General features: G+C 36.1%; 22 protein-coding genes. 2 read left to right on the top strand and 20 right to left on the bottom strand.

The window, feature by feature from the left end; translation table 11 throughout:
• Positions 1–33 precede the first annotated feature (33 nt).
• Positions 34–1,026 (bottom strand): phosphoheptose isomerase family protein, encoded by a 993-nt coding sequence (locus IV80_RS07510; RefSeq protein WP_057751692.1) that lies wholly within the window; start codon positions 1,024–1,026, stop codon positions 34–36.
• A gap of 151 nt (positions 1,027–1,177) precedes the next feature.
• Here IV80_RS07510 and IV80_RS07505 point away from each other — a divergent pair, with 151 nt between their 5' ends.
• Entirely contained in the window at positions 1,178–1,924 is a 747-nt protein-coding gene (locus IV80_RS07505; RefSeq protein WP_057751691.1) for a GntR family transcriptional regulator, read from the top strand.
• A gap of 90 nt (positions 1,925–2,014) precedes the next feature.
• On the opposite strand, the gene IV80_RS07500 is transcribed toward IV80_RS07505, so the two are convergent.
• The 12 genes from IV80_RS07500 to IV80_RS07445 all read right to left on the bottom strand — a co-directional run bounded on the left by IV80_RS07500 (position 2,015) and on the right by IV80_RS07445 (position 14,535).
• Positions 2,015–2,440: a PTS sugar transporter subunit IIA gene (locus IV80_RS07500; protein ID WP_057751690.1), complete on the bottom strand. Its 426-nt coding sequence runs from the start codon at positions 2,438–2,440 to the stop codon at positions 2,015–2,017.
• Position 2,441: 1 nt separating this feature from the next.
• On the bottom strand, positions 2,442–3,260 hold the full coding sequence (agaD, locus tag IV80_RS07495; protein ID WP_057751688.1) for a PTS galactosamine transporter subunit IID: 819 nt from the start codon (positions 3,258–3,260) through the stop codon (positions 2,442–2,444).
• Positions 3,250–4,056 (bottom strand): PTS galactosamine transporter subunit IIC, encoded by an 807-nt coding sequence (gene agaC / locus IV80_RS07490; RefSeq protein ID WP_057751686.1) that lies wholly within the window; start codon positions 4,054–4,056, stop codon positions 3,250–3,252. The genes agaD and agaC overlap by 11 nt, the downstream gene beginning before the upstream one ends.
• Positions 4,057–4,536, bottom strand: coding sequence for a PTS galactosamine transporter subunit IIB (agaB, locus tag IV80_RS07485; RefSeq protein ID WP_057751683.1), 480 nt, complete (start codon positions 4,534–4,536; stop codon positions 4,057–4,059).
• A 20-nt stretch (positions 4,537–4,556) separates the two neighbouring features.
• Positions 4,557–5,276, bottom strand: coding sequence for a GntR family transcriptional regulator (locus IV80_RS07480; RefSeq protein ID WP_057751680.1), 720 nt, complete (start codon positions 5,274–5,276; stop codon positions 4,557–4,559).
• A 238-nt stretch (positions 5,277–5,514) separates the two neighbouring features.
• Positions 5,515–7,377, bottom strand: a complete 1,863-nt coding sequence (locus IV80_RS07475; protein ID WP_236699589.1) for a glucose PTS transporter subunit IIA — start codon at positions 7,375–7,377, stop codon at positions 5,515–5,517.
• Positions 7,358–8,812 (bottom strand): glycoside hydrolase family 1 protein, encoded by a 1,455-nt coding sequence (locus tag IV80_RS07470; RefSeq protein ID WP_057751676.1) that lies wholly within the window; start codon positions 8,810–8,812, stop codon positions 7,358–7,360. Before IV80_RS07470 ends, IV80_RS07475 begins: the two co-directional genes overlap by 20 nt.
• Positions 8,813–8,814: 2 nt before the next feature.
• On the bottom strand, positions 8,815–9,612 hold the full coding sequence (locus tag IV80_RS07465; RefSeq protein ID WP_057751674.1) for a MurR/RpiR family transcriptional regulator: 798 nt from the start codon (positions 9,610–9,612) through the stop codon (positions 8,815–8,817).
• Between the two features lie 241 nt (positions 9,613–9,853).
• Positions 9,854–10,846 carry a Gfo/Idh/MocA family protein gene (locus tag IV80_RS07460; RefSeq protein ID WP_057751672.1) on the bottom strand — a complete coding sequence of 331 codons (993 nt, stop codon included), beginning with the start codon at positions 10,844–10,846 and terminating at the stop codon, positions 9,854–9,856.
• Positions 10,847–10,869: 23 nt separating this feature from the next.
• Positions 10,870–12,147 (bottom strand): PTS sugar transporter subunit IIC, encoded by a 1,278-nt coding sequence (locus IV80_RS07455; protein ID WP_057751671.1) that lies wholly within the window; start codon positions 12,145–12,147, stop codon positions 10,870–10,872.
• 14 nt (positions 12,148–12,161) lie between these two features.
• Positions 12,162–13,133, bottom strand: a complete 972-nt coding sequence (locus IV80_RS07450) for a type I phosphomannose isomerase catalytic subunit (RefSeq protein WP_057751668.1) — start codon at positions 13,131–13,133, stop codon at positions 12,162–12,164.
• Positions 13,123–14,535, bottom strand: coding sequence for a glycoside hydrolase family 1 protein (locus IV80_RS07445; protein ID WP_057751665.1), 1,413 nt, complete (start codon positions 14,533–14,535; stop codon positions 13,123–13,125). Before IV80_RS07445 ends, IV80_RS07450 begins: the two co-directional genes overlap by 11 nt.
• Before the next feature lie 203 nt (positions 14,536–14,738).
• On the opposite strand from IV80_RS07445, the gene IV80_RS07440 reads away from it, so the two are divergent.
• On the top strand, positions 14,739–15,437 hold the full coding sequence (locus tag IV80_RS07440; RefSeq protein WP_057751662.1) for a GntR family transcriptional regulator: 699 nt from the start codon (positions 14,739–14,741) through the stop codon (positions 15,435–15,437).
• Positions 15,438–15,532: 95 nt separating this feature from the next.
• Here IV80_RS07440 and IV80_RS07435 read toward each other — a convergent pair whose 3' ends face one another.
• The 7 genes from IV80_RS07435 to IV80_RS07405 all read right to left on the bottom strand — a co-directional run bounded on the left by IV80_RS07435 (position 15,533) and on the right by IV80_RS07405 (position 23,163).
• On the bottom strand, positions 15,533–16,024 hold the full coding sequence (locus IV80_RS07435; protein WP_371861650.1) for a PTS sugar transporter subunit IIA: 492 nt from the start codon (positions 16,022–16,024) through the stop codon (positions 15,533–15,535).
• An 11-nt stretch (positions 16,025–16,035) separates the two neighbouring features.
• The gene (locus IV80_RS07430; RefSeq protein WP_057751659.1) at positions 16,036–16,773 is read right to left on the bottom strand and encodes a DeoR/GlpR family DNA-binding transcription regulator; all 738 of its coding nucleotides are present in this window, start codon (positions 16,771–16,773) and stop codon (positions 16,036–16,038) included.
• An 87-nt stretch (positions 16,774–16,860) separates the two neighbouring features.
• Positions 16,861–18,246, bottom strand: a complete 1,386-nt coding sequence (locus IV80_RS07425; RefSeq protein ID WP_057751897.1) for a PTS transporter subunit EIIC — start codon at positions 18,244–18,246, stop codon at positions 16,861–16,863.
• Between the two features lie 27 nt (positions 18,247–18,273).
• Entirely contained in the window at positions 18,274–19,209 is a 936-nt protein-coding gene (locus IV80_RS07420; protein ID WP_057751894.1) for a sugar phosphate isomerase/epimerase family protein, read from the bottom strand.
• 207 nt (positions 19,210–19,416) lie between these two features.
• Positions 19,417–20,082, bottom strand: coding sequence for a ribulose-phosphate 3-epimerase (gene rpe / locus IV80_RS07415; protein WP_057751656.1), 666 nt, complete (start codon positions 20,080–20,082; stop codon positions 19,417–19,419).
• 280 nt (positions 20,083–20,362) lie between these two features.
• Entirely contained in the window at positions 20,363–21,385 is a 1,023-nt protein-coding gene (locus IV80_RS07410; RefSeq protein ID WP_057751654.1) for a LacI family DNA-binding transcriptional regulator, read from the bottom strand.
• Between the two features lie 140 nt (positions 21,386–21,525).
• Positions 21,526–23,163, bottom strand: a complete 1,638-nt coding sequence (locus IV80_RS07405; protein WP_057751652.1) for a peptide ABC transporter substrate-binding protein — start codon at positions 23,161–23,163, stop codon at positions 21,526–21,528.
• Positions 23,164–24,006 lie beyond the last annotated feature (843 nt).

The raw sequence follows: 24,006 nt of genomic DNA, 5'->3' as shown, positions 1-24,006 counted from the left end.
CTAGTTTTTAACTATTTCCAAAATGTTTCTAAATTAATATGCTACTTTCCACATATAGCGACGAGTGTTATAGTCTTTTGAAGTAACTTTGGAGAGTGCGCGCATATACACATTATTTAAAATAGGAGCAAACAAAATATGATTAAAGTATTCGGAAATACTATCATCTAGATCATTAAGTCCAATTTCTTTACCGTCTAACAGATAAACTTTGTCTCCTCCATACTGTTTTAAGAATCTCACGGCTCGCTCATCCGCGGCTCTTAATCTTCCAACAGAAATCAATTGGAAGACTGAAGTGTTTTTATCCAACACTTCAAATGGGCCGTGAAAGAACTCACAACTATTTATAGTAGGAGATGCAATTTGAAGCATTTCTTCTATGTTGCAAATTGAAAAGATATAAGCTGCACCATATGTAGGTCCGCTCCCCATAACGTAGATTGGATTACGATCCGCATTTTGCTGAGCCCATTTTTGTGCAAGCGGCTTTGTCACTTTAACCGCACGGCGATAAATTGCATCTACAATTTCAAATCCATGCATGGCTTCTTTATAGTTAGGATAACCTTCAGTTTCGTTAACAATATTCATTGCAAGCATTAAACCTATACTTGAATTCACATGTTCTGTACGGCTTGTATCTTCCGCAATGCTTTCATATTTAATATTAAAATCACTAATTTTAGTTAAATCAGATTCAAGTACATACAGCGCAATAACTGTAGCGCCAGCCGCCTTTGCCTTTTTTGCGGCAACACAAGTTTCCTTTGTGCCACGCATCGAACAAAAAATTGCTAACGTATTGTTTCCTACATATTTAGGAATATTCAAAGCAAATTCATTACTAGTAAATGATTCAGAAGTTACCTTAACTGACTCATGATCCATAAAATATTGAGCCGGATAAAATCCGCCAAACGATCCGCCGGCGGCAACCCACACCACATTTTCTAATTTCCCATTTTGTCTTAATTTTTGAGCAGCTTGTTTCGTGATGTCTGCTACTTGTTCCTGTATATTCATTATTTTTCCTCCTTTTAAGCATACAACACCATACATCTAAATTACATTCACATCTTACCACGTTATCAAAAAAAGTACAGCGCTTTCAAAATGTTTCTAAAAATAAATGAACAGTATATAATTGAGCTAATAACTTAAAGAGGAAAATAATATGAATAGAAAACCATTTGGTGACTCATCAATGCTGAAGCCACTTTACGAACAACTGGCAGATAGCTTGTATAAGGATATCCGAAATAATAATTACCCTATAGGTACCAAGCTTCCAACTGAAAAGGAACTGCATTTAAGTACAGGAATGAGCCGCAGTACAGTACGTAAAGCACTAGAATTATTGGTCAAGGCTAATCTGGTCGTTAAAATACACGGTAAAGGAACTTTTGTGTCTGGAACGAAAAAAACTGATAATGATATTGCTCATTTCACAAGTTTAACTGAAAATTTAGCTGAAATGGGCAAGGCTGTTCATAGTAAAGTAGTAAATTATCAATTGGTCACACCAACTGAAGCACAGTGTGCTTTTTTTAATATTTCCCCAACTGAACAATTAGTTGAAATAGAACGCCTTCGTTATCTAGATGATCAACCATTTTGTATTGACACGTCTTGGTTTACAACAACCTACAAATCACTTCTTTATCAAGATTTAACTGGTTCACTGTATGCACTTTTACGAGATAAGTACAAGGTAACTCCGTCTGCAGGAAGAAAAACCTTCGCAATTACCTACGCCAGTCCCAATGCTGCATTTCTATTAGACGTAAAGCCTAATACTGCGTTGATGCTAGTGGAGGATTCTGTCTATGACGAACACCAAAAGCCTCTCCACCTTTCCAATCAACAAATTAGAAGCGACCGTTACAAATATGGCATTAGTCAAAAATCTCTATTGAGATAGTCAAATCCAAACAAAAAAGGATCATTTACAAAACAACATTGTAATTGATCCTTTTTAAATATTCACTTTTTTGCAGACAGAATTTCAAATTTAAATTCCATCTTCATCCACTTGCTCATTTTGAACAACATGTTTAAATACTTTCGTGTTGTTCTTACTTGTCTCTACAAAAGTAGTTGCAACTTCTGAAATTGATTTTGCTTGTAACGCACTACTATTCAATCCTAATTCAAGCAGTGAACCCACGTTACAACCCGCAACTACAGCAACAGTACGCTCTTTATCGGCACTAGCAACTACTGCTTGTTTATACGGGGTTCCTCCGACTAAATCACAAAAGAATAACGTTTTTTCTTCGGTTGAGAGCAATTTTTGGTACTTTTCGGCAAGATCTTTCTCGTTCATATCTCCCGTGAAATCAATATATTTAACACCGTTAATTGATCCGGCAAGCAACTTTATTGTTGATTCAATACCGGAAGCAAAATTCCCGTGTCCTGTAACAATTATTTGCATTTTAAAGCACTCCCATCCAAGAAAGCAGAATTGCCAATACAAAAGTTAGTAAAATCAAAAGCACTGGACTAGTATTCTTTTTCTTCAACAAATAATAGAGTAAGAAAGTATAACCTAATGGCAAAATATTAGGAAAAATTCGATCAAAGAACTGCGTCTGAATCGAAATCGTATGACCAGCAGCAACTGGAATTTTAGTTAATACTTTGATTTGAACATAACTAGCTATCAAGCCGCCAATAACGGTACATCCCAGAACTGAAGCTGCATGTGAAACAATTGCTGAATTTTCACGAATTGATTCAATCGCTTTTGTTCCCGCTGAATAGCCTAAATGTGCGATTGGTATTCTGGCAAAGAATAGCGCCACGTAAACCAAGAAGAAGACCAACGGACCTAAAATACTTCCTTGTTTTGCAAACGATGCCGTAATCCCCGCAACGATTGGTAAAATGGTAAACCATGTAATCGCATCACCAATTCCAGCCAAAGGACCGAATAAAGCAATTCGTAAACCATCAATCGTTGATCTTTGCTCCCCGTTTTCTTCAAGAGAAGCCAATAACCCCATTAGTAACGGTGCTGCATAGTTATTAGTATTAATGAACTGCAAATTGGCACTCATAGCAGCCGCTAAACCATCAGTATCCTCACCATAGACCTTCTTCAGCATTGGTGTCATCGCCAGCGTCCAGCCATCAGACTGCATTCGCTCATAGTTCATAGCGGACTGGTTATAAATAGACCGAACACCTAATTTGGTAATATCTTTACCAGATAATTTTCCTCTTTTGGGAGTCACCGTACTGTTAGATGCCATCGTCTTCACCTCCATTATTCGCATTATCTTGAATTTCTTTTAATTTCTTATCAACTACACTGTTACGACGCGCATGTGAATATTCAATAAAGGCTAGTGCCGCGCCAATAACTGCAACAGGCATCAAGTTTCCGAATTTAATGAAGCAAGCTGCTGTGAATCCAATTAACAAATAAGGAACATATTGCATTTTTAGCATACTCTTCAAAAGAACTCCGAAACCGACGGCAGGAAGAATACCACCGGCAATTTGAAAACCATGACTTAGCCAACCAGGCATGGCATTGACGAGCTCACGCATTGGTGCCTGAGCGCCATAGACACACAAGAAAGCAATAATTGCATATGTGACACCCACAACTACTGTGGGCATAAGGGCTAGTCGCGCAAATTTTTTGGTATTTGCTTCTTTAGCATAATCATCAAGTTTTTTTGTGAAAACTGAAAATGCTGAATAGTAAAACAAAATAATATATTGCATTAAAATACTAAATGGTAATGCCAAGCCAATTGCGGTAGCAGGTGAATGACCGGTTGTATGAGCAATCACAACTGTCATAATACCTGCCATCACAGGGTTAGGTGGCTGAGTGCCACCAACAGGGGTTAATCCAGCAAATGCAAGCTCTGTCAGCCCACCAGCAATGATACCTAATCTCAGGTCACCTAGCATTAACCCTGTGACAGTACAAACAATCATAGGACGAAAAATATAAAAACCTTCAAGCCAGAAATCGATTCCTGAAATTAATGCAAAAAGTGAAACTAACAGACCCTCTCCTAAAGTAACTGTCATCTAGATCACTTCTTTCAATGATTGCTTACGATCTTCTGGTACATCTTGAACGAATACGTCAACACCCGAATTTGCAATTTCGGTTAAGGCATCTTTATCGGCTTGATCCATGTATACTTTTTTAGTAATTTGTTCCTTACCTTCTGAAAAATGCATGTTGCCAATATTTAGCTGCGTGATTGGTACGCCACCCTTAACTAACTTGAGCGCATCCTGTGGATTTCGAACAACCAAGAAAATCTTTTGTCGATCACTGGCACGGTGAATATTATCGATCGTTTTTTGAATCGTCCAAAAACGAATTCCCACACCGGATGATTCTGCAGTGGCAGACATTAATTCCTGTTGTAACTTATCATTAGCTGTATTATCATTTGCAACCAGTAAAAGATTTGCACCGATTGATGAAGTCCAGACGACCCCAACTTGTCCATGTACCAGCCGGTTGTCAATACGTGTAAGTACGATATGTGTTGCCATAATAAATCTCCCTTTAATTTTCATTCATCAATAAGGAACATTGGCAAGGCACCTACCGTAGCGGCTTCTGAATAATAAACAAGATTTTGATGATCCACTCCTTGATCAACAATTTTGATGAGTGGATCGCCTACGTTAGCATCAAATAATTTTCTGGTGCTGGCAGTCACTAATGTGGCACTAGATCGCTTCATAAATTGGATTTGCTTTAACTGATACTTTTTTATTAAAAAAGGAATCAATTCATTATTTGTAATCTCACTCAACTTTATTCCTGGAAAACGACTATATTTTAAGTACGTTCGCTCGAAATACACAGGAGATGCATCTGCATAATATAATTGCTCAATTTTATAAATATAATCGTCATTGGTTAATGACATGAGATCGCGAATCTTTTTTTCTGAACCATCAACAATAATCTGAAAATTTTTCAAAACTATTTTAGGATCCATTCCCATATTTTTGATGGCACGTTCAGTATCCACAAATCTAATCCCTAAATCTTGTTTATCCTTCTTTAAAACAAACGAGCCTTGTCCCTGTTTCTTATAAATGTATTGTCTTTGCTCCAACTCTGCCAGTGCGCGTCTGACAGTAATGCGACTGACTTGATAGTCTTTACCGAGTTGTTGTTCTGAAGGAAGTTTTTCATCTTCCTTAAGCTCACCCGACTCTATTTGCCGTATCAAATCATCAAGCATGGTTTGATAAAGTGGATAATTATTATTTTTGTCCATCTTGATCACCAACTTGTATTGTTGTTATAACAACTACAATCATATTAAACACCCGTCCTTTAAAATTGTCAACGCTTTCAAATAATATTTTTAAATATTTTTCTTCTAACTAAAAGTATACTTTACTAGTCAACTCAATATCGAGTGCTTGCCTATCTAACCAGTCAATACAAAAAAGCCAACGCTGAACACGTTGGCTAAGATAACCTATCTATTAAAAAAATTTGCTTTACTCATTTTAATTTGTTGAATATAAATAATCACCGCAGGAAACTTCATCTTGTACCGTTTGTGAAAAGACGTTATGTCCATCATTCATATTGGTGACAATAACTGGTGTGGTTAATTCATAGCCTGCTTTACGGATGGCTTCAGAATCAAATTTTAAGAGAACTGTTCCTTTCTTAACATGTTCCCCCTCTTTAACCATGGTTTGCATATTTTGTCCATTTAGCTGTACCGTATCAATCCCAACATGGATCAATAACTCAACGCCGTTGTCAGTTCTTAATCCAATTGCATGATTCGTTTTCGTAGTCATAATAATAACCGCATCCGATGGCGCACAGACTGTATCTGTTATTGGTTCAACAGCAAGTCCATCTCCCATCATTTTTTGGGAAAACATTTCATCTTTAACGCTCTGTAGCGGAATTACTTTACCAGAAAGTGGCGCAAAAATTTTCATAGATGCATTTGCTTTTGCTACTTTATCTTTCCGAACTTTACGTCGCGCTAAGACAGTTGTAAATGTAAACGAGCCAATCACTGCAATCAAAATAGTTAAAATGGAGAACCAGAAATTACTATTTAATCCAGAGCCGTCTGTTGGAATAAAAGTAGGAATGGCTGCAATTCCAGGTGAAACAACTGCATATTGTTTTAACTGGACAAGACCAGCAAATACTCCTGCAATACCTCCACCGGCCATGGCTCCTAGAAAGGCACTTCGATAATTAATCAAGACCCCAAAGATTGAAGGCTCTGTAATTCCCATTACCCCAGTGATTCCAGATGACAGTGCTAAAGCTTTCTTATTGGCATCTTTTTCTTGAATAAAGATAGCCAATGCGGCTGCCCCGATCGCCGTGTTGGCAGCTAGCATCCCTGGTAAGACAAAGGAATCATAATTAAATTTAGCCATCATAGCAAACACCAAAGGGAATAGCGCCTGATTTGTCCCAGTCATAACCAGTAATGGTGTGACAGCTCCCATAATCCCAACTGATATCCAGCCAAGATGTTCATACATAAAGGAAAGACCTGCTGCGATCCAGTTGCCAAGTTCAGAACCAATTGGCCCTAAGAAAATCAAGGTAATTGGGACGGTAATCAGGATCACGAGTAGTGGTTTGACAAAAAATTTAACCTCTTTGGGGATATGTTTATCGACCCCCTTATCAATTAAGGCCATAAACAAGACACCTAAAATGACAGGAATTGTTGTTGTATTATAAGTAGTCTGAGGTACTGACATTCCTAAAAAAGACAAATTAGCAATTCCATCAATCGACTTGCTAACTAGGATAGCTCCTAAAAACATTCCCATCATAGAATCAATACCTAATTTGCGAGCCGCACTCCCGCCCAAGAAGATTGGCAAGAAGTAAAACCCCGCATTATTTACGGCATTTAAAATCGTATATGTGCCACTTTTGGTAGGTAAACCACCAAAAGTCACGGCAATATTAAGAACGGCCGAAACCAATCCCGCCGCCACCAAAATTGGTAGAACAGGTACGAAAGTGCCACTAATAAAGTCAACAATGATTTCCCCATAATCTTTTAGAGATTTTTTAGCTTTAATTTCTTCTGAGGTGTCTCGTTTGGAAGGGTCACTTTCTGTTTTGTCTAACTCCTGACTAAAAATGGCGTATACCTTGGGAACGTCAGGACCAATTACTAATTGCAATTCGTTACCGCGGAAGACAGCCCCTAGAATTAATTGATGTGCTTTCAATTTATCAATATTCACTTTACTAGGATTATTAATTTGAATTCGAAGCCTTGTCGCACAATGTGTCACACTTTTGACATTAGCAAAGCCATCAATGTACTTTTCAATGTAGCGTACTAACTCGTCATAATTTTGCATTGCCATCCACACCCCAGTCTTGTCCATTAGACTTAATTAAGTTTGAATACCAATAATACGAGTCTTTAGGAATCCGACGTAAATCACGAACATCACTATCTGTTGTGTTGATAAACACTAACCCATAGCGTTTTGACATACCATTTCCAGTACTTAGTAAATCTGTAAATGACCAAGGATTGTACCCAATAACTTCACACCCGTCCTGAATAGCACGACCAACTTGATAAATTTGTTCACGTAAAAATTGGATTCGTTGTGGATCATGTACTTTTCCGTCTTCAGCAACTTCTTCATGTGCACCATAGCCATTTTCAGTAATAACCATTGGTAATTGATAATGATCCCAAATATAACGTAAACTGTATCGCATTGCGACTGGATCAATCTCCCAGTCCCAATCGGTTGTTTTAACAAATGGATTATTAGTTAGCGCGTATACCCCAGGCACAACAGGAAATTGTAAGTTACCTTTTTCTCCTGATTTATTCAAAATATAATCTTTAGGTTCGGCATCTGGAGCCGCATATTTGGCGGTGTTGGATCGATAACAATTAACACCAAAGAAATCAATTTTGGCTTGAGAAAAATCTTCTAAGTCTTCTGGACGAATATCAGGATCAATATTGTTTTCTCGCCAATAGGACTTGATAAAGCCATTGTATTTTTGGTGTGCGTAAAAATCATTCCACACTTTTTCAGTTAATTCTTCCGCATTTTGAGCAGCAATCTGGTCCTTAGGGTTACATGTTTCTGGGTAAATTGGCACATATCCCGGAACTGGACCGATTTTCCCGCCTTCAACAAGCTCATGACAAGCAATTACAGCTTTTGCATGACAGACATTCATAATATTATTGACTTTCCACTGATCCTCAAACCAGGTTTCGTCATTTTTGCAGACACCAAGCCATTTACCATAACAAATCTGCATGTTTTGTTCGTTAATAGATAACCAGTACTTAACACGATCCCCAAATTCCTTGAAGCAGGTACGTACGTATTGATCAAAGGCTGCAATAATGCCACGGCCATACCAACCGTTATACTTTTTATCTACCCATACCGGCATGTCATAATGATACAAAGTCACAATTGGTTCGATGCCATTTTTAACCAATTCATCAATTAAGTTATTATAAAAATCAATTCCTAATTGATTGGGAACACCACTGTCATCAGGATAGATGCGTGACCACGAAATTGAAAAACGGTAAGATGTAAACCCGGCCTTCTTCATGAGTTCCACATCTTCTTTATAGTGATGATAATGATCTGATGCAATTGAATTATCTGCATATCCCGTTTTCGTTTTAGAGTTTAAATCGATAATTGCGGGAGTCCGACCATCTTCATTTACTGCACCTTCTACTTGCCATGCTGCACTAGAAGCGCCCCACATAAAGCGTGCTGGGAAAATAGGATTCTTTTTGTAATGCATTTTTATCTCTCTTCTTTCTTGTATATATAATCTAAGTAGTCTTTAAATAAGATATCCAAAATAAAATTCATGCCATAGGTATAATAAAGTTGATCATTTATTTTAGAATTTCCTTGTTCACGAAAGTGGTAGATTTTGTCAAAAGTTCGATTAAACGTCACATCCCGTTTTAGGGTGAATAATATTTTTCTCCCTGGAACACTTACCATTGTTTGCCAAATTGAATCTGCAAAAACACCGGTAATTGAAAAAACAATAATTAAACTTTTAGTAGACAAAAATGGTTTAAATGCCTGAATATCTTCCTGTGTATCTGCTATATGAATTGTTAATCCAAAATTAACTAATTCTTGCTGAAAGGCCAGCACCGACGTCGCAACCCGACTTGACGCAAAAATATAAACATCATCGGCATCAAGCATAGATTTAATGATCGAATTTTTTTCAGGCGTATTCATTCGAATGTTTAGTTCAGCCATCATAGAATTTAGCTGCGCCACTAACTTTGTTCGAAAATTATTTCCGCTATAAAAGTGCCGATATTTTTCAATTCCTTCATTGAAGTCTCCGAAATGAGCCTTCATTTCCTTAAAGTTGTTGTAACCTAAGCGATCACAGAATCTGCGAACCGTTGCACGCGACACGTGATTCTGATCAGCAACATCATAAATGTTCATTTTCGAAATGCTCGCATAATTTTTCAAAAAGAATTTTGCGAGTTCGTAATCAGCAGATCCAATTTGGTTCTCATTAAAAATATGTGTCATATTGGACAGTAAACTCAATCTTTCGTTGTTCATCTAATAATCTCCTTGGCCAAGTAAATTACATTCTTAGTATACATAGGAAGCGCTTACCTTTGGGAGACATATTTTGTCCCCTATTAGATCGAAAAATTATACGCATTATATTGTGTTCTAAATCTTACATAAAATCTTCTAAATCGTTATTTTTTGATCAAAAAGTATGACAACACAAAAAATAAGTTATCAACATTAATAACCAATATTGATAACTTATTTCACATCTTTTATTACTAAATTAGTTCTTTCTACTAATAGGTTGTTTCTCACCCTCAAAACGCAGTTTCCACTCTTTTCGTGCCTTACTCATTACAGTCATTACATCTCTAGTCATTTCCAGAGTTGGATTTTTTTTAGTTATAATTGCTCGTTTCATATCCTCAACTTCATACGTAATTGCCTTGCTCATATCACCTGCAGAAATCATCTTCGAATGTAAGTCTGCATCTGTAAAAGTAGCGGTGGTAGCTCGTGCAAAATTTTCAACTGTAAAAAAGCCATTTTCAAAAACTACTAATCCTAATCTAGGCATTCTTGCCGCTAAATTAAGAGCAATTGTGACTTGTTCGTTATTACAATTATCAAGTAAAAAACTAGATTGATCATCCACTCCAGTTTTGTACTTAACCATTTTAGTCCCAATGAGTTCTGGAGTTTCAGACATAAACAAACGAGCAAAACTAAATGCATAAACGCCTATATCCAATAATGCGCCACCACCAGTATCTAGTCCAAGAAGCCTTGGATCATGCTTATGCTGAATATATGATCCCCATGTTACTTGAATTGTTCGTAATCTACCGAGTTGTTTTTCATTTGCAATTTGTGATATTAAAGAAAATAGAGGCATATGAAATATTGTTTGAGCTTCCATTAATATAAGATGTTTCTTCTGTGCGATATTCATCAATTCTCTTAATTCACTAGAATTTAGCGTAATTGCTTTTTCAGCCATTACGTGTTTATTAGCTAAGAGAGCTTTTTTGATACACGTGTAGTGGGCACTTGTAACAGTAGCAACATAAATTACATCAATGTTTTCATCTGCTAACATTTGCTCATAATTATCATAAAACTTTTTTATTCCGTGATTTTTTGCAAATTCTTTAGCATGTGACTTTCCACCCAGATACGAGGCACAACCATATATTTCTTGCATTTCTGGAAAATCATCTGCAAAGGAATTCGCCATTTTTCCGAGACCGACAATTCCCCAATTTACAATCTTCATCAAAGCAATACCTCTTCAAAAAATCAATTTTTCATATTCTGTTTTAATGCAATTTTTTCTGAGTTTTCAATATCCATACGAATAAATGGATAATAGGTAACTAATCCAACCGCAAGTACCAAAGCTTGAACAATCAAAATTTTCCAATCACCAGTAATAAGTACTCCTGAAAAAGGCGCTGGTGTTGCCCATGGCACTTCAGCAAATGGTCGAGCAACAAATCCAATCATCACTGATATATAACCTATCATGCATCCCACAACACCATTGAAAATAAATGGTATCATCAACACAGGATTCATGGCCACTGGAGATCCAAACATAGTGGGTTCAATAATGTTAAAGAATAAAGCAGGTGCTGCAGCAACTCCGAGTGCTCTTTTCCCTTTATTTTTAGATAGTATATACCAAATAACAACTGGAAAAACTGCCCCAATCCAAATAAAACTATATTGAAATGCATTTGTCCAAATATGCGGTAATGGATTCCCAGCAACTTTTGCAGCGGCATTTGCAACTAAATCTGCTGTTGTTATTGGTGTTATAATGGCCCCCAACATGGCCGGCCCGTTTAATCCGATTGACCATAACAAAACTACTAATAAAGTGATTAATGTATATCCCCATAAGGAATCTGAGCCATTCAAAACCGGTGCCAATGCGGTAGTTAGCCATTGTGTAAAATTAAAATTAGCCAAGGTTCTAATTGACCAACATACAACAATAACAACTGTCATAGGAATTAACGATGCAAAAGTACTACCAACTTTGGGTGGCACACTGCTTGGCAATTTAATAGTTATATTATGTTTCAGAAAAACCGCATACAGCTTTACCGATAATAAACTAACAATCATTGCTGCAAATAATCCTGTTGTGCCAAAAAACGTTACCGAAAACATACTTTTTGCATCTGGACCACTATACGTGATAAAGAAAAATGAAATTAATCCTAATAGTCCAGATTGTGTTGTGTCAACATTTAATATTTCGCCATAGGATTTTGCAATCCCATATGCTGCGTACAGTCCAACAAATCCTAAAGTCATGCTATTAACAATATTCAGTTGGGTTGCATATGGTGCTAGAAATGGTAATAAAGCTGTCTTAGAATTACCTAAATCTGGTTGTGCAAAAATTGATAGAATTAGAAATATACTTCCGATTAAGATTGGTGCAGTAGTGGCTATCATTCCATTTTGAATAGCTTCAATCCACGAAACATGAGATAGTTTACCAACAACTCCAGCCATTGACATCATTTTATCTAGTAATTTGTTTGTACTTTTACTATTATTCATAACCCTTTGCCTCCTCATGAACCTTCAACGATTGTTCTTTTTTCCGACGTAATCATTAAAGTGAAATTACCTTCCAATATTACTTTGTCAGTTATAGCAGGAACAATAAAATTATCAGCAAATTGAATTTTTGTTCCATTTAATTTACCGCTGCCCTCACTGACAGTTGTTAGCCAATAGCCTTGTTTACTTAATTCAACTTTTCCTTTTACTGTAATGCTAGTAATAACAAATGACTCATTATTTATATATTCATGCACAGAAACATTATCATTATTAATTAAATCCTTAGCTTTCGGATGTACAAAATTAAGGGTAGTGTTATTTTGAGGATTGCTATTCTTAATACTTTCAATCGCATCAGGAATATCTAGTTGCCGTGCTCTTCCATCTTTTTCTCGTCGTTCATAATCATAAACACGAAAAGTTAAATCGGTTGACTGTTGAATTTCATATGCAATATTTCCCTTACCCAAACCATGAATAGTGCCTGCAGGTATATAAAAGAAATCTCCTTTTTTAGTATCTTGGGAATTAAAAACGTCATTAAAATCTTGATTTTTAATTTTTTTTAATAAATCTGGGATTGGAATTTTCGAACCATAAATTAGTGATGTTTTGGACTCCGTCTTTAATAATACCCAAGCCTCATTTTTGCCATTTTCGTATCCCAACTTCTTTGCTACAGTATCTGTAGGGTGAACTTGAACACTTAAATTATCTACCGGAGCTACAAGAGAAATGATATAAGGAAAATTTTTGTTTTTACTTTGAAACAACTCCGGATATTCTTTCCAAAGTTCCTTTAACCCCAATCCTTTAAAAGAACCGTTCTGACAAATTGTTTCTCCATCTGTCTGAGCAGAAAATGCCCAAACTTGTCCAGTTGTATCTGGTACATCATATCCGAAATACTTTTTCACTCTATTTCCGCCCCAAATTGCTTGCCGAGGAACTACTTTAAAAAACAATAAATTATTTTTCATAAACAATTGCTCCATTTTCTTTGATTAATTTTTGATACCAGAAAAATGACTTTTTTGGTATTCTTTTCATTTTTTTATTCTGCATTGGCGAGATATAAATAAATCCGTATCTTTTTTTCATTTCTTTATGACTGCTCAGAATATCAATAGGTGACCAAATCAAGTAGCCCAACACATCAACCCCATCTAAATTAATGGCATCCATCATATTTTTAATATACTTTTTATGATATTCAATTCGTGGATAATCATTAATAGTTTCCTCGGTCGTTTTCCCTTCTTGCAAACCTATTCCATTTTCTACAACAAATAACGGTTTTTTATATTGGTTGTATAACTGATTCAGTTCTTCGCGAAAGCCAATTGGATCAATTGTCCATCCCCAGTGACTAGCTCCTAATTCTGGATTAGGTTCATCAGGCACTTCAAAAATAATTTTATTAATTTGTTTAATATCAGTAGGTGAAACATTACTTTCAATTACTCTTGTTTGATAACAACTTACAGACAAGAAATCCATATTTTCTGCTGCTATTTTATTTACTGATAAATCATCATTTGAGTAATCAATACCATTGAGATCCAAAAACTTAGTATAAAACGCTGAGTAGTATCCTTTGCACATCAAATCTCCAAAAAGTGTTACGTTAAATTCATTTTTCAAATGTGCAGCAAATCTATCTAAAGAATTATTACGCTTTGCATGAACTTCATTTACTGTTATCATTCCCGAAATTTTTGCTTTTGGTGATAACTCTCTGATACGATTAATAGCTAATGATGAAGCTCGTTCTGTATTATAAAATATATCGTGAAAAAACTGCATTTTACTCATTCCACTGGGTCTTTTGCTGCCAGCCACAAGATATGACATGTTGTCAAAAGGTGCAGTATTTATTTCGTTATACGTAATCCAGTAAGTCACACGATTTTTAAAATGAGTTACCACTTGTTCCACATGCCGTAAATAGAATGAAATTACCTTAGGATTCAAAAAACCATTATATTTTTTTGAAAGAAACGCCGGCATATCAAAATGGACCAATGAAACAATCGGTTCAATGTTGTTTTTTAACAGATAATTTATCATCTCGTCGTAATATTTCAATCCATCTTCGTTCGGTGTTTCTTCATCACCTTTTGGATGAATCCTTGACCATTCAATTGATAAGCGATACGCGCGAAAACCCATTTTTTTCATCAGATCTATATCTTCTTTAAATTGAAAGTAATGGTTTGACGCTATATTAGTATTACCTTGACTAGTTTGACCAAATTCAGGCACTACTTGTAATTGATCGTAAACATTTTCACCTCTGTTACCCTCTAAGATGCCTCCTTCTGCTTGTACATTGCTTATGGCACCACCCCATAGAAAATTGGATTTTAACTCCTTTTTCATTATTATTCTCCTTTCAATTTACCGATTCTATAACAGCGCTTTCATTGACTATTATATATGTATTTTTATATTTGTACAGCTTTTTTTATAATTAATACGTAACAATTTTAAAAAGCGTTGGTATGTATTGGTTAGAATGCTATAATAATTAACATATGAGAACAATTAATTCTAAGTCCTTATTAAATATCGAGGTGAAGTTTATGAAGTACATGCTTGTTGTAGAACATATAAGAGAAGGAATAGAAACTGGGAAATATAGTTATGGAATTAAAATGCCCACCATAAATGAACTTGCAAAAAAACTTAATGTCAGCGCAATGACAGTAAAAAAAGGCCTTGATATTGCACAAAGTAGAGGATATATTGAGCGGCGCCAAGGTAGTGGTATTTATGTAAAAATGAATACTCAAGGAAAAAAGAAAAGTATTCCGTTATCTGGTAACTCTTCACGCTTTTCTAAAAAAGATTTGCACACTAAGATAATACACTTTAGTGTTGATCGCCCTTCCAAAGAAGCAGCAAAGAAGCTACAAATCTCATCTACAGATTTTGTCTATAACATTGAACGGGTTCGTATTTTAAGAAACAAGCCGATTATTATTGAGTATGTATACATGCCAATTAATGTAATTCCAGGACTAACAGAGAAAGTGTTAAAAAATTCAATTTATGAGTATATACGGCACACTTTAAATAAAAGAATTTCTAGCTCTGACTTTTTAATAACTGGTGTTCGACCAAATGAAGATGACAAAAAATTTCTTAATTTGACAAACAAGGATTTTCTCATGCAAATTATGCAAACTGTTTACCTAGATGACGGAACTGCATTTGAGTATTCAGTTGATAAACATATTCCGGAAGTTTTTGAGTACCGGTCTGTTGAAACTGATATTTAGACAAAAATAAGGTAGCCTTACAATTTCAAGTACTTGTAAGACTACCTTATTTTTAATTTTTCAACATGCTCAACACATGTTCCTATACATTCAACTTATTCAACCGTACCGACCTTATCACCATGACTAACCTCACCGGAGTCATAATTCAAAGACCGTTTTTCCAAATTAGTAAAAATCACCATAATATCATCGGGCTTATTTTCACTTGCCAAGTATTTCAAATCCACATTAGCCAATTTGGTTTTGGGTGACACCACGTCGCCTTCTTTAACGAAAACTTCGAATCCTTGACCATTTAGTTCGACCGTATCAATACCCAAATGTACCAATACTTCCAGTTTGTCTTTTTTGTCTTTTGTTTTCAACCCAATGGCGTGTTTCGTTGGAAATACCGAAGTTACTGTGCCATTTACAGGCGCATAAATCTCACCATTTGAAGGTTCTACAGCAAAACCATCCCCCATTGCTTTACTTGCAAAAACTTCGTCACTAACCTTTTCAATTGATTTAAGCACACCCGTAACTGGCGCAAATAAATCAACCGGGTGCTTTTTATTAAACAACAATCCCATATATAATTTCATTCCTTTCCTCACTAGGGAAGTAATATCGGGACGTGCTTCCTAATTTTTTCGTCATTTTTATCGGAAATTAAAATGACATCCTTTAGGTCAAATGCCCGGACAGAAGAAATACGATGAAATTTACTACTGTCGCAAAGTAAATAAGTTTGTTTAGCATTGGCCTTGATCAACCTTTTTTTGGTTGCTTCTGCAATATTAGGCGTTGTGATTCCTTTTTCATCATCTACACCATTTACGCCCAAAAAAGCACGGTCAAAATAAAGATCACGTAAATTATTTTCCGTTAACGTCCCACTTAGCGATGATATTGCTGGATTATAAAGGCCACCCAGTAATATGACCGCTGCCTTTATTTCCCTAGTTATATTAAAAATTGTCGTGTTCGTTGTATAAATCGTAATATTTCTATCCAATAACTGATCTAATAACAATGAATTACTGGAACCAGAATCTATATAAATACTTTCATGATCACTAATTTCATCAACTGCCCGTTTTGCAATCAACTTTTTTTGCTTTTCGTGTAACGTGGCCTTTTCCACCATTGGAATTTCACCCGTGGTATTTGTAGATTTTATGGCACCACCCACTAAGTATTCAATGCGACCACTAGTTTCAAGAGTTTTCAGGTCTCGTCGTAAGGTTGACATTGAAATGTCAGGCAAATCCGCATGTAATTCATCAATTTTAACCAGGTCTTTGTCTGTCAATATATGCAGTATCTTTGTTTGTCGCTCATATGGAATCATTTTAATCCTCCATCTTTATCCCGTTTTATTTTAATTGTTATTTTTACAGTAACGAATAATGATGGATTTTTCAATGATACAAACAAATTAAGCTAACTTCTCATCACGATTAGTGAAAATATAGGCTAATACAGCAGCTACGACAGCGGAAATGCCTAAACCAATCAGCGCATTCAAGAAATTGCTACCATTCTTTTCAATAAATGCAGGGAACGTTGTGACACTTCCAAACACAAACGCATTAGTGACAACTTTGGTTAGTCCTAAGTAGGCACCACCAACTGCACCACCGATTATCTGTGCCAACCAAAGTTTACGATTCTTAACTAGCAATCCAAACAAAGTTGGTTCAATAATTGCAGAAAGCACGATCGTAATGAATCCTGTAGCTGCAAAACTACGAAGCTTAGTGTCACGGGCTTTTAAGATCACACCGATTGTCATACCAATTACGGCGAAGTTGCAGGCAAAAGTCCAAGGACAAATATAATCAAAACCATTATTTGCAATATTATTAATCATAATAGGATTAATTGCCCAATGAATACCCATACTTACAAGGACACTCCAGCCACCGCCAACAACAACACCAGCTAAAATACTGCTTCGTCCGATCAGCCAGTTCACAAACCAAGCAATTCCTTCACCACTATAAACACCAAGTGGTCCAATCACAATGATGGTAAGTGGCAACATAACAGCTAAAGAAACTAAAGGAAGCACTACTAACTTCAAATTTTCCATAATGTGGCGATCTAACCATTTATACAAGTATGAATAGGCCCAAATGGCCAAGATAATTGGAACAACGGTAGAATTATAGTTCATTAAAACAGTAGGAATACCAAAGAAATTGGTCATTGCACCATTCCCTGTTTTACCCATCAAGCTAATCAGATCTGGATACAGGAGAGCCGCACCGATCAATGCAGATAAATAAGGACTTGCTCCAAACCTTTTAGCCGAAGTAAAAGCCAAAAGCACAGGCAAAAAGTAAAAAACACTCATCGAAGCTGCATATAAAATGGTATAGGTACCACTACCCGTCTTAATAAAATTAACTTGTACAGCTAAAATCAAAAGCCCACGTAAAATTCCCGAACCGGCTAAGGCTGGGAGTAACGGTGCAAAAATGGCAGAAATGGCAGAGAACATTCGGCTAACAATGCTGCCTTTTGCTGCTTTTTCCTGATCCTCGGTTAGTTCTGCAGGTGCATCACCGCGTGCCACATTAACTAATTTTTCAAATTCTGCATAAAGTTTTGGGACTTCTGTACCAATCAATATCTGATACTGTCCTGCTTTATAAACAACATTTAAAACTCCAGGAATTGCTTCGATTTTTGCATCGTTTGCAAGCGAACGATCAACTAAATTCAACCGTAATCGGGTCGCACAATGACTCATGTTGCCAACATTATCTGCGCCACCGATATTTTCTAAAATATCTTTAGCCGCTTGTTTAAAATTCATACTCATGTTCTTCACTCCTCATATGAGTTACGCAGGGTTACTCAAAAATTTCATTAATAGTTTATGCGCTGCAATAGCATCATTCTGGTCAATAACCTTTTGAATTTCGTCTAAACCAACATGATCAATCAATGAACTAAGATGCTTGATCATTTCAATATTCTGTTCACATTCATCTGTCGCACCCTCAATCACAGGGAAAGTATCAAAGTAAATCATGCCCCCGTATGAATGCTTCTTGAGATAGTACAAGAACTCCAACGTCTTAAAAGGACTAGCAGTTCCAATCATCAGACCATCGTCATTCATTCCATAGCCATCATTCAAATGAATCCCAAATAATTGCTTACGTCCACCAAAGATATCAGCAGCCATTGCTGGATTTTCATGTTTCATTAACATATGACAGTAGTCCAAAGTGACCCCTACATTTTTTCGATTAATTTCACTTAACATCATTCCAGTGACGCCCATGCTGTCAATAAAGGCATACGCCCTTGGCTGAAGTGGCTTATATTCAATGCTAAATTGTAAATCCGGTGCATAATCCGCCATTGCTTGAAATGCCTTAACTAATTGGTTCCATACATTTGTATAGTCAATTTGGAAGTTATAATCGAAGCCATCATGTGCTAACCAAACCGTAACGACATGTCCGCCAACTGCGCGACAATAATCTGCTGCATCTTTGCAAAGTTGTAATCCTTTTGCTGCAATCTCTTGATTTGGATTACCAATTTCTCCGCTTATGTAATCTTCTTTAAAACGTAAAGCCACACCATTTAACTTCAGATCGTTTTCTTCGAGAAGCGTTTTCATTTTTTTCGAAGAGATTCCTGTTACATGTTCTGGATAATTTAAGTCCACATAGTTCAAACCTAACAATTTGAACTTTTTAAAGACCTCACCCAAATCATTATTGCTAACTGGTAAAAAAGAATTAATTCTTGTTGCTAATTTCATTTGTAAGCCCTCCCATTTATTTAACAAACTCAGTTTAGCACCACGTAGAATCATTTGCAACCACAAATATTCAAATATATTCATTTATTTTCACAAAAAAACTCCTTTAGTCATGTTTGCTCTACATTCTTCGACGAGCATCTATAACTAAAAGAGCTAAAACCTTTACGAATCTATTTATAAAGATTCCTATCACGTAAAAGCTTTTTAGTTGTCGAGATGATTTCTATTTCTTAGATCCGAAACAATTTCATCATAAGGTCTATTTTTTCCAAATAAGGCGGATGTCCCAACGATAAAACCGTCCACACCCATTTGAGATAATTGACCGATTTTATCAGGCGAAATAGCGCCATCTACCATTAATTTAAATTGTCTTTCTTTTTTTAAAATGGTTAACGTCTGAATTTTAGGGATCACATAATCCAAAAAAGGCTGACCAGCAAATCCAGGATTCACCGTCATAACAAGAACATAGTCAACTAAAGGTAATAGCTCTTGTATCTGGGAAACAGAAATTGCTGGATTAATCGCGATTCCCGGATGAATTCCTTTCTCTTTTATTTGCTCAAGGGTCCTTGTAATCATGGGAGTGGTATCCGGATGAACATAAATAATATTAGGACCTAAGTCTGAAAAAATGTTGATATATTGATCAGGGTTAGACACCATAAGATGTATGTCCATTGTTGTATTTGTATTTTTTCGAATTGCTTTATAGTCTTCTACTCCCAGGCCAACATTCGGTACATAATGACCGTCCATGACATCCATATGAAAAATATCAACTCCGGCCTTATCTAAACGATTAACCTCTGTTTTAACATTTGAAAAATCCGCGCACATCATTGAGGGACAAATTAATACTGACATATGTAACCACCCATTCTTTTTAATTTGAGAAAACGTTTACTCACACAAACGTATATTAAGCGTTTACTTTTTGATTGTCAATCGATTTTTTAGAAGATCTAACCAATCAAAGCCAAACTTTTAACGTTTTTTCATTTTAATCATTCAAAATCCGATTAATAATACGTAAACGTTTTCTCTTGAAACAAAAAAAGAGCCTTAATATCCAAAATGATTTTTCATCTAAAGAATATTAAGACATTTCCACTACGTTATATATATTAATTTTTCATCAATTCATTTAAACTGTTGAGCGGTTCACCAATGACACATCCACTAGTTTATTAATAGAGCTATTCTGTTCTGTTTTACCTTGAATAGCTGAAACAAGATACGACGTTGCACGGACAGCAATTTCATCCGTGTTTTGTCGAATAGTTGTGAGTTCTGGATAACAATATCTTGCAATTGGGGCATCATCAAATCCAATCACTTTTAAATCGCTAGGAACACTAATAAACATACTGTGTGCTGCAATCAACACATCGGCTGCTAATGTATCACTAACGGCAAAAATTCCAATTGGGGGTTGGCTTTTTGTCATCAGTTTTCTTAAAATTTCTCGTAGGGCACTCCGCCTAGTATCCGGTGTTTGTTCTTCCTCTTCGGTTAAACGAATAACCGAAGTATTATCAGCTGGCAGTTCATTTTTAGATAATGTATCCTGATATCCTTTAATTCTGTCAATTAAAGAAGGTGAATCTCGTGAACCAGCAAGTAATACTGGGTTCGTTTTAGCACTGATAAGCTTTTCAGTAGCAAGTTGCGCACCTTTGTAATGATCAGAACCAATGTACTTAATTTTATTTGTATTTGGCTTTCTATCAATGCAGACAATTGGCACATGGCGAGAAAGTTGTTGACTATCGAATTCTTTCAGACCTGAAATCACAATCAAACCATCCACAAGTTTAGCCTCCAGCATTTTCAAGTATCCGGCTTCTTTATATGGATCCCTGGCCGTGTCACAGATAATTGTAGAATAACCCGTCTCAAAAAGTTGTTGCTCTATTTTTTCGACCAAATCGGCAAAAAAACTGTTATTTAAGTCAGGTACAACGATGCCAACTGTGTTTGATTTACGCATACGAAGACCTTTTGCCATAGCATTAGTTTCATATCCCTGCTCGCGGATAACGGCCATCACTTTTTGTCGAGTAGTTTCGGAAAAGCGCCCATTATTATTGATTACTCGTGACACTGTCGCCACAGACACACCACTTAGCTCGGCTATTTCACGTATTGAGACTTGTTTTTGTGCCATATTTTTCCTCCGAACGTTTATACACTCATATTAAGTAGTATATCGCAAAAAATCTATTTTTAAAAAGTCATGCCGTTACTTCACTCGCAAACAGCCCAACCAAGACTATTGTCAAAGTTGGGCCGTTCATTTTTACCATGTTATTTTACAACATAAGCTCGCTTTAAATACGTGCCACCATCCGTTGTAGTCGAAGCATTTTTTACTTTTCGATTGTGCAGATAAGTTGCAGCGCCTTGATCAACCATTGAAACTGCCTGTTGTTTCATCAATACCTTTTCGGCTTTCACATAGTCTTCATAACGTGCTTGATTGTTATTTGCATCCTTACCAATTGCTGCTTTCATATAATTGTCAAAATTCTTATTACTAAATGAGCCAAAATTATAAGGATTTCCAGTCTGCTCAAGCTGTAAAACATCCATTAAGTCATGAAAATCTGGACTCCATCCAGTCAAAGCCATGTCAAAACCAGTGTGTGCTGACATTTTCGTAATTGCGGATTTCTTTGGCATGACATTAACTTTCATATTGGCGCCTTTAAGATATTGATTTACTTGACTCTGCATGTACTCACCAACTTTAGAATTTGAGCCCTCATCCCAGCACATCAACTGAATTGTAAGTTTAGACTTACCAAGTTGCTTCATTCCCTTTGCCCAGTACTTTTTTGCCAACGCCACATTGCGATTAACAGTGTTTGGGACCGATGCCTCAGTCGCAAAGTCCGTACCATTATTAGGATTAGTAGTAAATTTTGCGGGAACAAAGCCTTTAGGTGCAATTGAACCATCCGATAGCACTTTGCTAGCCAATTGTTTACGATTTACAACCAATGAAAGTGCCCGCCTAATATTAATATTTTGCATTGATTTGTATTTGAAATTATAAACAGCATAACTCATCTGATTATCAAGGGATGAGTAAAAATCCTTATTATTTTTCTCTTGTGTAGCCTGTTCACCCTCAAGCGAAATATCATCCAATTTTTTTGACTGATAGAGGTTTAACGCCGTGCTCGGATTCTGAACAACTTGCATATTAACAGTAGCTAAACGAACCACTTTTCTATTCCAGTAGTGACTATTTTTCTTAAGTTTCCATGATAGATTTGACCCCGTCCATCCAGTTTGAATAAATGGACCATTGTACACAGACTTATCACTCTTTGTGCCATAGGATTTTCCATATTTTTCAACTACTTTTTGATTTTGTGGAAAGAATGCAGGCATCGAAGTTAACTGTTTCAAATAAGGTGCTTCTTGCGATAATTCAACTTCAAAAGTTGTTTTATTAATGGCTTTCACACCTAAAGTTTTAGGATTCTTCTTACCCGACATAATGGCGTTGGCATTCTTAACAGGTGCATACAAAAACGCATTTGGAGCTTTTGTCTTTGGGTTAACCGTGCGCTCCCATCCGTAAACAAAATTTTGTGCTGTGACGGGATCTCCATTGCTCCACTTCATCCCTTTATGTAATGTAAATGTATAGGTTAAGCCATCCTTGCTGATCTTTGTTTTCGTAGCAGCTTCAGCAACTAATTTACCATTGCGATTAGGATGATATAATCCTTCATTCGTATTATTAAGCTGGGTTAATGATGCTGAATCATCAGCTAGGGACGGATCCATCGTTTCCACTTCAGTGTTTGCCATTAAATTATAGCTTTGCTTTGCTGCATAATCATGAGTTCCCGCGCTGGCACTTTTTCCACATCCTGCCAATACCATACTGGTCATGATGAACAATGTTGAGACTTTCCACTTCTTATCCATAAACATTCCTCCTATTTTTGCATAAAAAAGCCCACTGTACTTTTGTTAAGCACAGTGGGTAACTCAATTTTTCTTTTGTAAAGATGCTAAAAAAGTTATTAGCTAAGAAATTGAAGTCACAGAACTGTGCACTTTAATTAATAAACTAATAATGACTAAAATAGATAAAATAGTTTGTGCAAATTGTGTCATGTGACTTCACTCCTTTTCTTTATGCCGTTTATTATAGTTTTATTTAATCAAAAGTCAATATAATTTTCATTTTATTTTAATCCAGGACTTTCAAATTAAAAAAGTCAATACCACATCCTTGTGATGAGAGGTTAGTACAACAGCCAGTTTGGAAATACATTCTATGAGTGCACTCGACCTCCACCCAAGGGAAAAGCAATACACTTGCAGCTTTGTTCCTGACAACATAGCGTTCCTGATAATTGACAACACTTTAATTTTCTTCTGAAACATAATAAATCATTTGTTGTGCGCGCTTTAATTTTCGAGAGGCTCTATAAACTTTTTTATCATTTTTCCAGAATGCATATGTAGTTATGAACCAGTTTAGTTCGCTTATGGTCAACGCCTTCTGTTTTATTAACATGTAACTGAAAAATTTTTGTTTTTTACTTATTTTTTAACCAACGTAGTATAAAAAAGCCAGCTTTTATTCGCTGGTCTACTTTTTATCAAGTCACTTAATTTAAATAAAATAGTCACAAATTGCAAGAACAAGTTAGCCACCCCGCAGGCGAAGTTGCGGGGCGTGTCAGAATATCTATTGAAGATTGGAATAAATGATTAAGCAATGCGAGCGTGCGCTGCTTCAATCTGAAAAGCTTTTTCAGG

This window comes from Pediococcus cellicola (assembly GCF_001438655.1).
Classification (GTDB): domain Bacteria; phylum Bacillota; class Bacilli; order Lactobacillales; family Lactobacillaceae; genus Pediococcus; species Pediococcus cellicola.
Note: the sequence above shows the minus strand (reverse complement) of the source record. Positions and strands in the feature narration are given on the sequence as shown.

Bases quoted from the DNA above. Each gene is read 5' to 3' on its own strand.
- IV80_RS07500 (WP_057751690.1), bottom strand. From the start codon at position 2,440: ATGCAAATAATTGTTACAGGACACGGGAATTTTGCTTCCGGTATTGAA.
- IV80_RS07480 (WP_057751680.1), bottom strand. From the start codon at position 5,276: ATGGACAAAAATAATAATTATCCACTTTATCAAACCATGCTTGATGAT.
- IV80_RS07405 (WP_057751652.1), bottom strand. From the start codon at position 23,163: ATGGATAAGAAGTGGAAAGTCTCAACATTGTTCATCATGACCAGTATG.
- IV80_RS07410 (WP_057751654.1), bottom strand. From the start codon at position 21,385: ATGGCACAAAAACAAGTCTCAATACGTGAAATAGCCGAGCTAAGTGGT.
- IV80_RS07440 (WP_057751662.1), top strand. From the start codon at position 14,739: ATGAAGTACATGCTTGTTGTAGAACATATAAGAGAAGGAATAGAAACT.
- IV80_RS07420 (WP_057751894.1), bottom strand. From the start codon at position 19,209: ATGAAATTAGCAACAAGAATTAATTCTTTTTTACCAGTTAGCAATAAT.
- IV80_RS07460 (WP_057751672.1), bottom strand. From the start codon at position 10,846: ATGAAGATTGTAAATTGGGGAATTGTCGGTCTCGGAAAAATGGCGAAT.
- rpe (WP_057751656.1), bottom strand. From the start codon at position 20,082: ATGTCAGTATTAATTTGTCCCTCAATGATGTGCGCGGATTTTTCAAAT.
- IV80_RS07450 (WP_057751668.1), bottom strand. From the start codon at position 13,133: ATGAAAAATAATTTATTGTTTTTTAAAGTAGTTCCTCGGCAAGCAATT.
- IV80_RS07455 (WP_057751671.1), bottom strand. From the start codon at position 12,147: ATGAATAATAGTAAAAGTACAAACAAATTACTAGATAAAATGATGTCA.
- IV80_RS07470 (WP_057751676.1), bottom strand. From the start codon at position 8,812: ATGCATTACAAAAAGAATCCTATTTTCCCAGCACGCTTTATGTGGGGC.
- IV80_RS07430 (WP_057751659.1), bottom strand. From the start codon at position 16,773: ATGATTCCATATGAGCGACAAACAAAGATACTGCATATATTGACAGAC.
- IV80_RS07510 (WP_057751692.1), bottom strand. From the start codon at position 1,026: ATGAATATACAGGAACAAGTAGCAGACATCACGAAACAAGCTGCTCAA.
- IV80_RS07465 (WP_057751674.1), bottom strand. From the start codon at position 9,612: ATGAACAACGAAAGATTGAGTTTACTGTCCAATATGACACATATTTTT.
- IV80_RS07425 (WP_057751897.1), bottom strand. From the start codon at position 18,246: ATGAATTTTAAACAAGCGGCTAAAGATATTTTAGAAAATATCGGTGGC.
- agaB (WP_057751683.1), bottom strand. From the start codon at position 4,536: ATGGCAACACATATCGTACTTACACGTATTGACAACCGGCTGGTACAT.
- IV80_RS07475 (WP_236699589.1), bottom strand. From the start codon at position 7,377: ATGGCAATGCAAAATTATGACGAGTTAGTACGCTACATTGAAAAGTAC.
- IV80_RS07445 (WP_057751665.1), bottom strand. From the start codon at position 14,535: ATGAAAAAGGAGTTAAAATCCAATTTTCTATGGGGTGGTGCCATAAGC.
- agaD (WP_057751688.1), bottom strand. From the start codon at position 3,260: ATGGCATCTAACAGTACGGTGACTCCCAAAAGAGGAAAATTATCTGGT.
- agaC (WP_057751686.1), bottom strand. From the start codon at position 4,056: ATGACAGTTACTTTAGGAGAGGGTCTGTTAGTTTCACTTTTTGCATTA.
- IV80_RS07505 (WP_057751691.1), top strand. From the start codon at position 1,178: ATGAATAGAAAACCATTTGGTGACTCATCAATGCTGAAGCCACTTTAC.
- IV80_RS07435 (WP_371861650.1), bottom strand. From the start codon at position 16,024: ATGAAATTATATATGGGATTGTTGTTTAATAAAAAGCACCCGGTTGAT.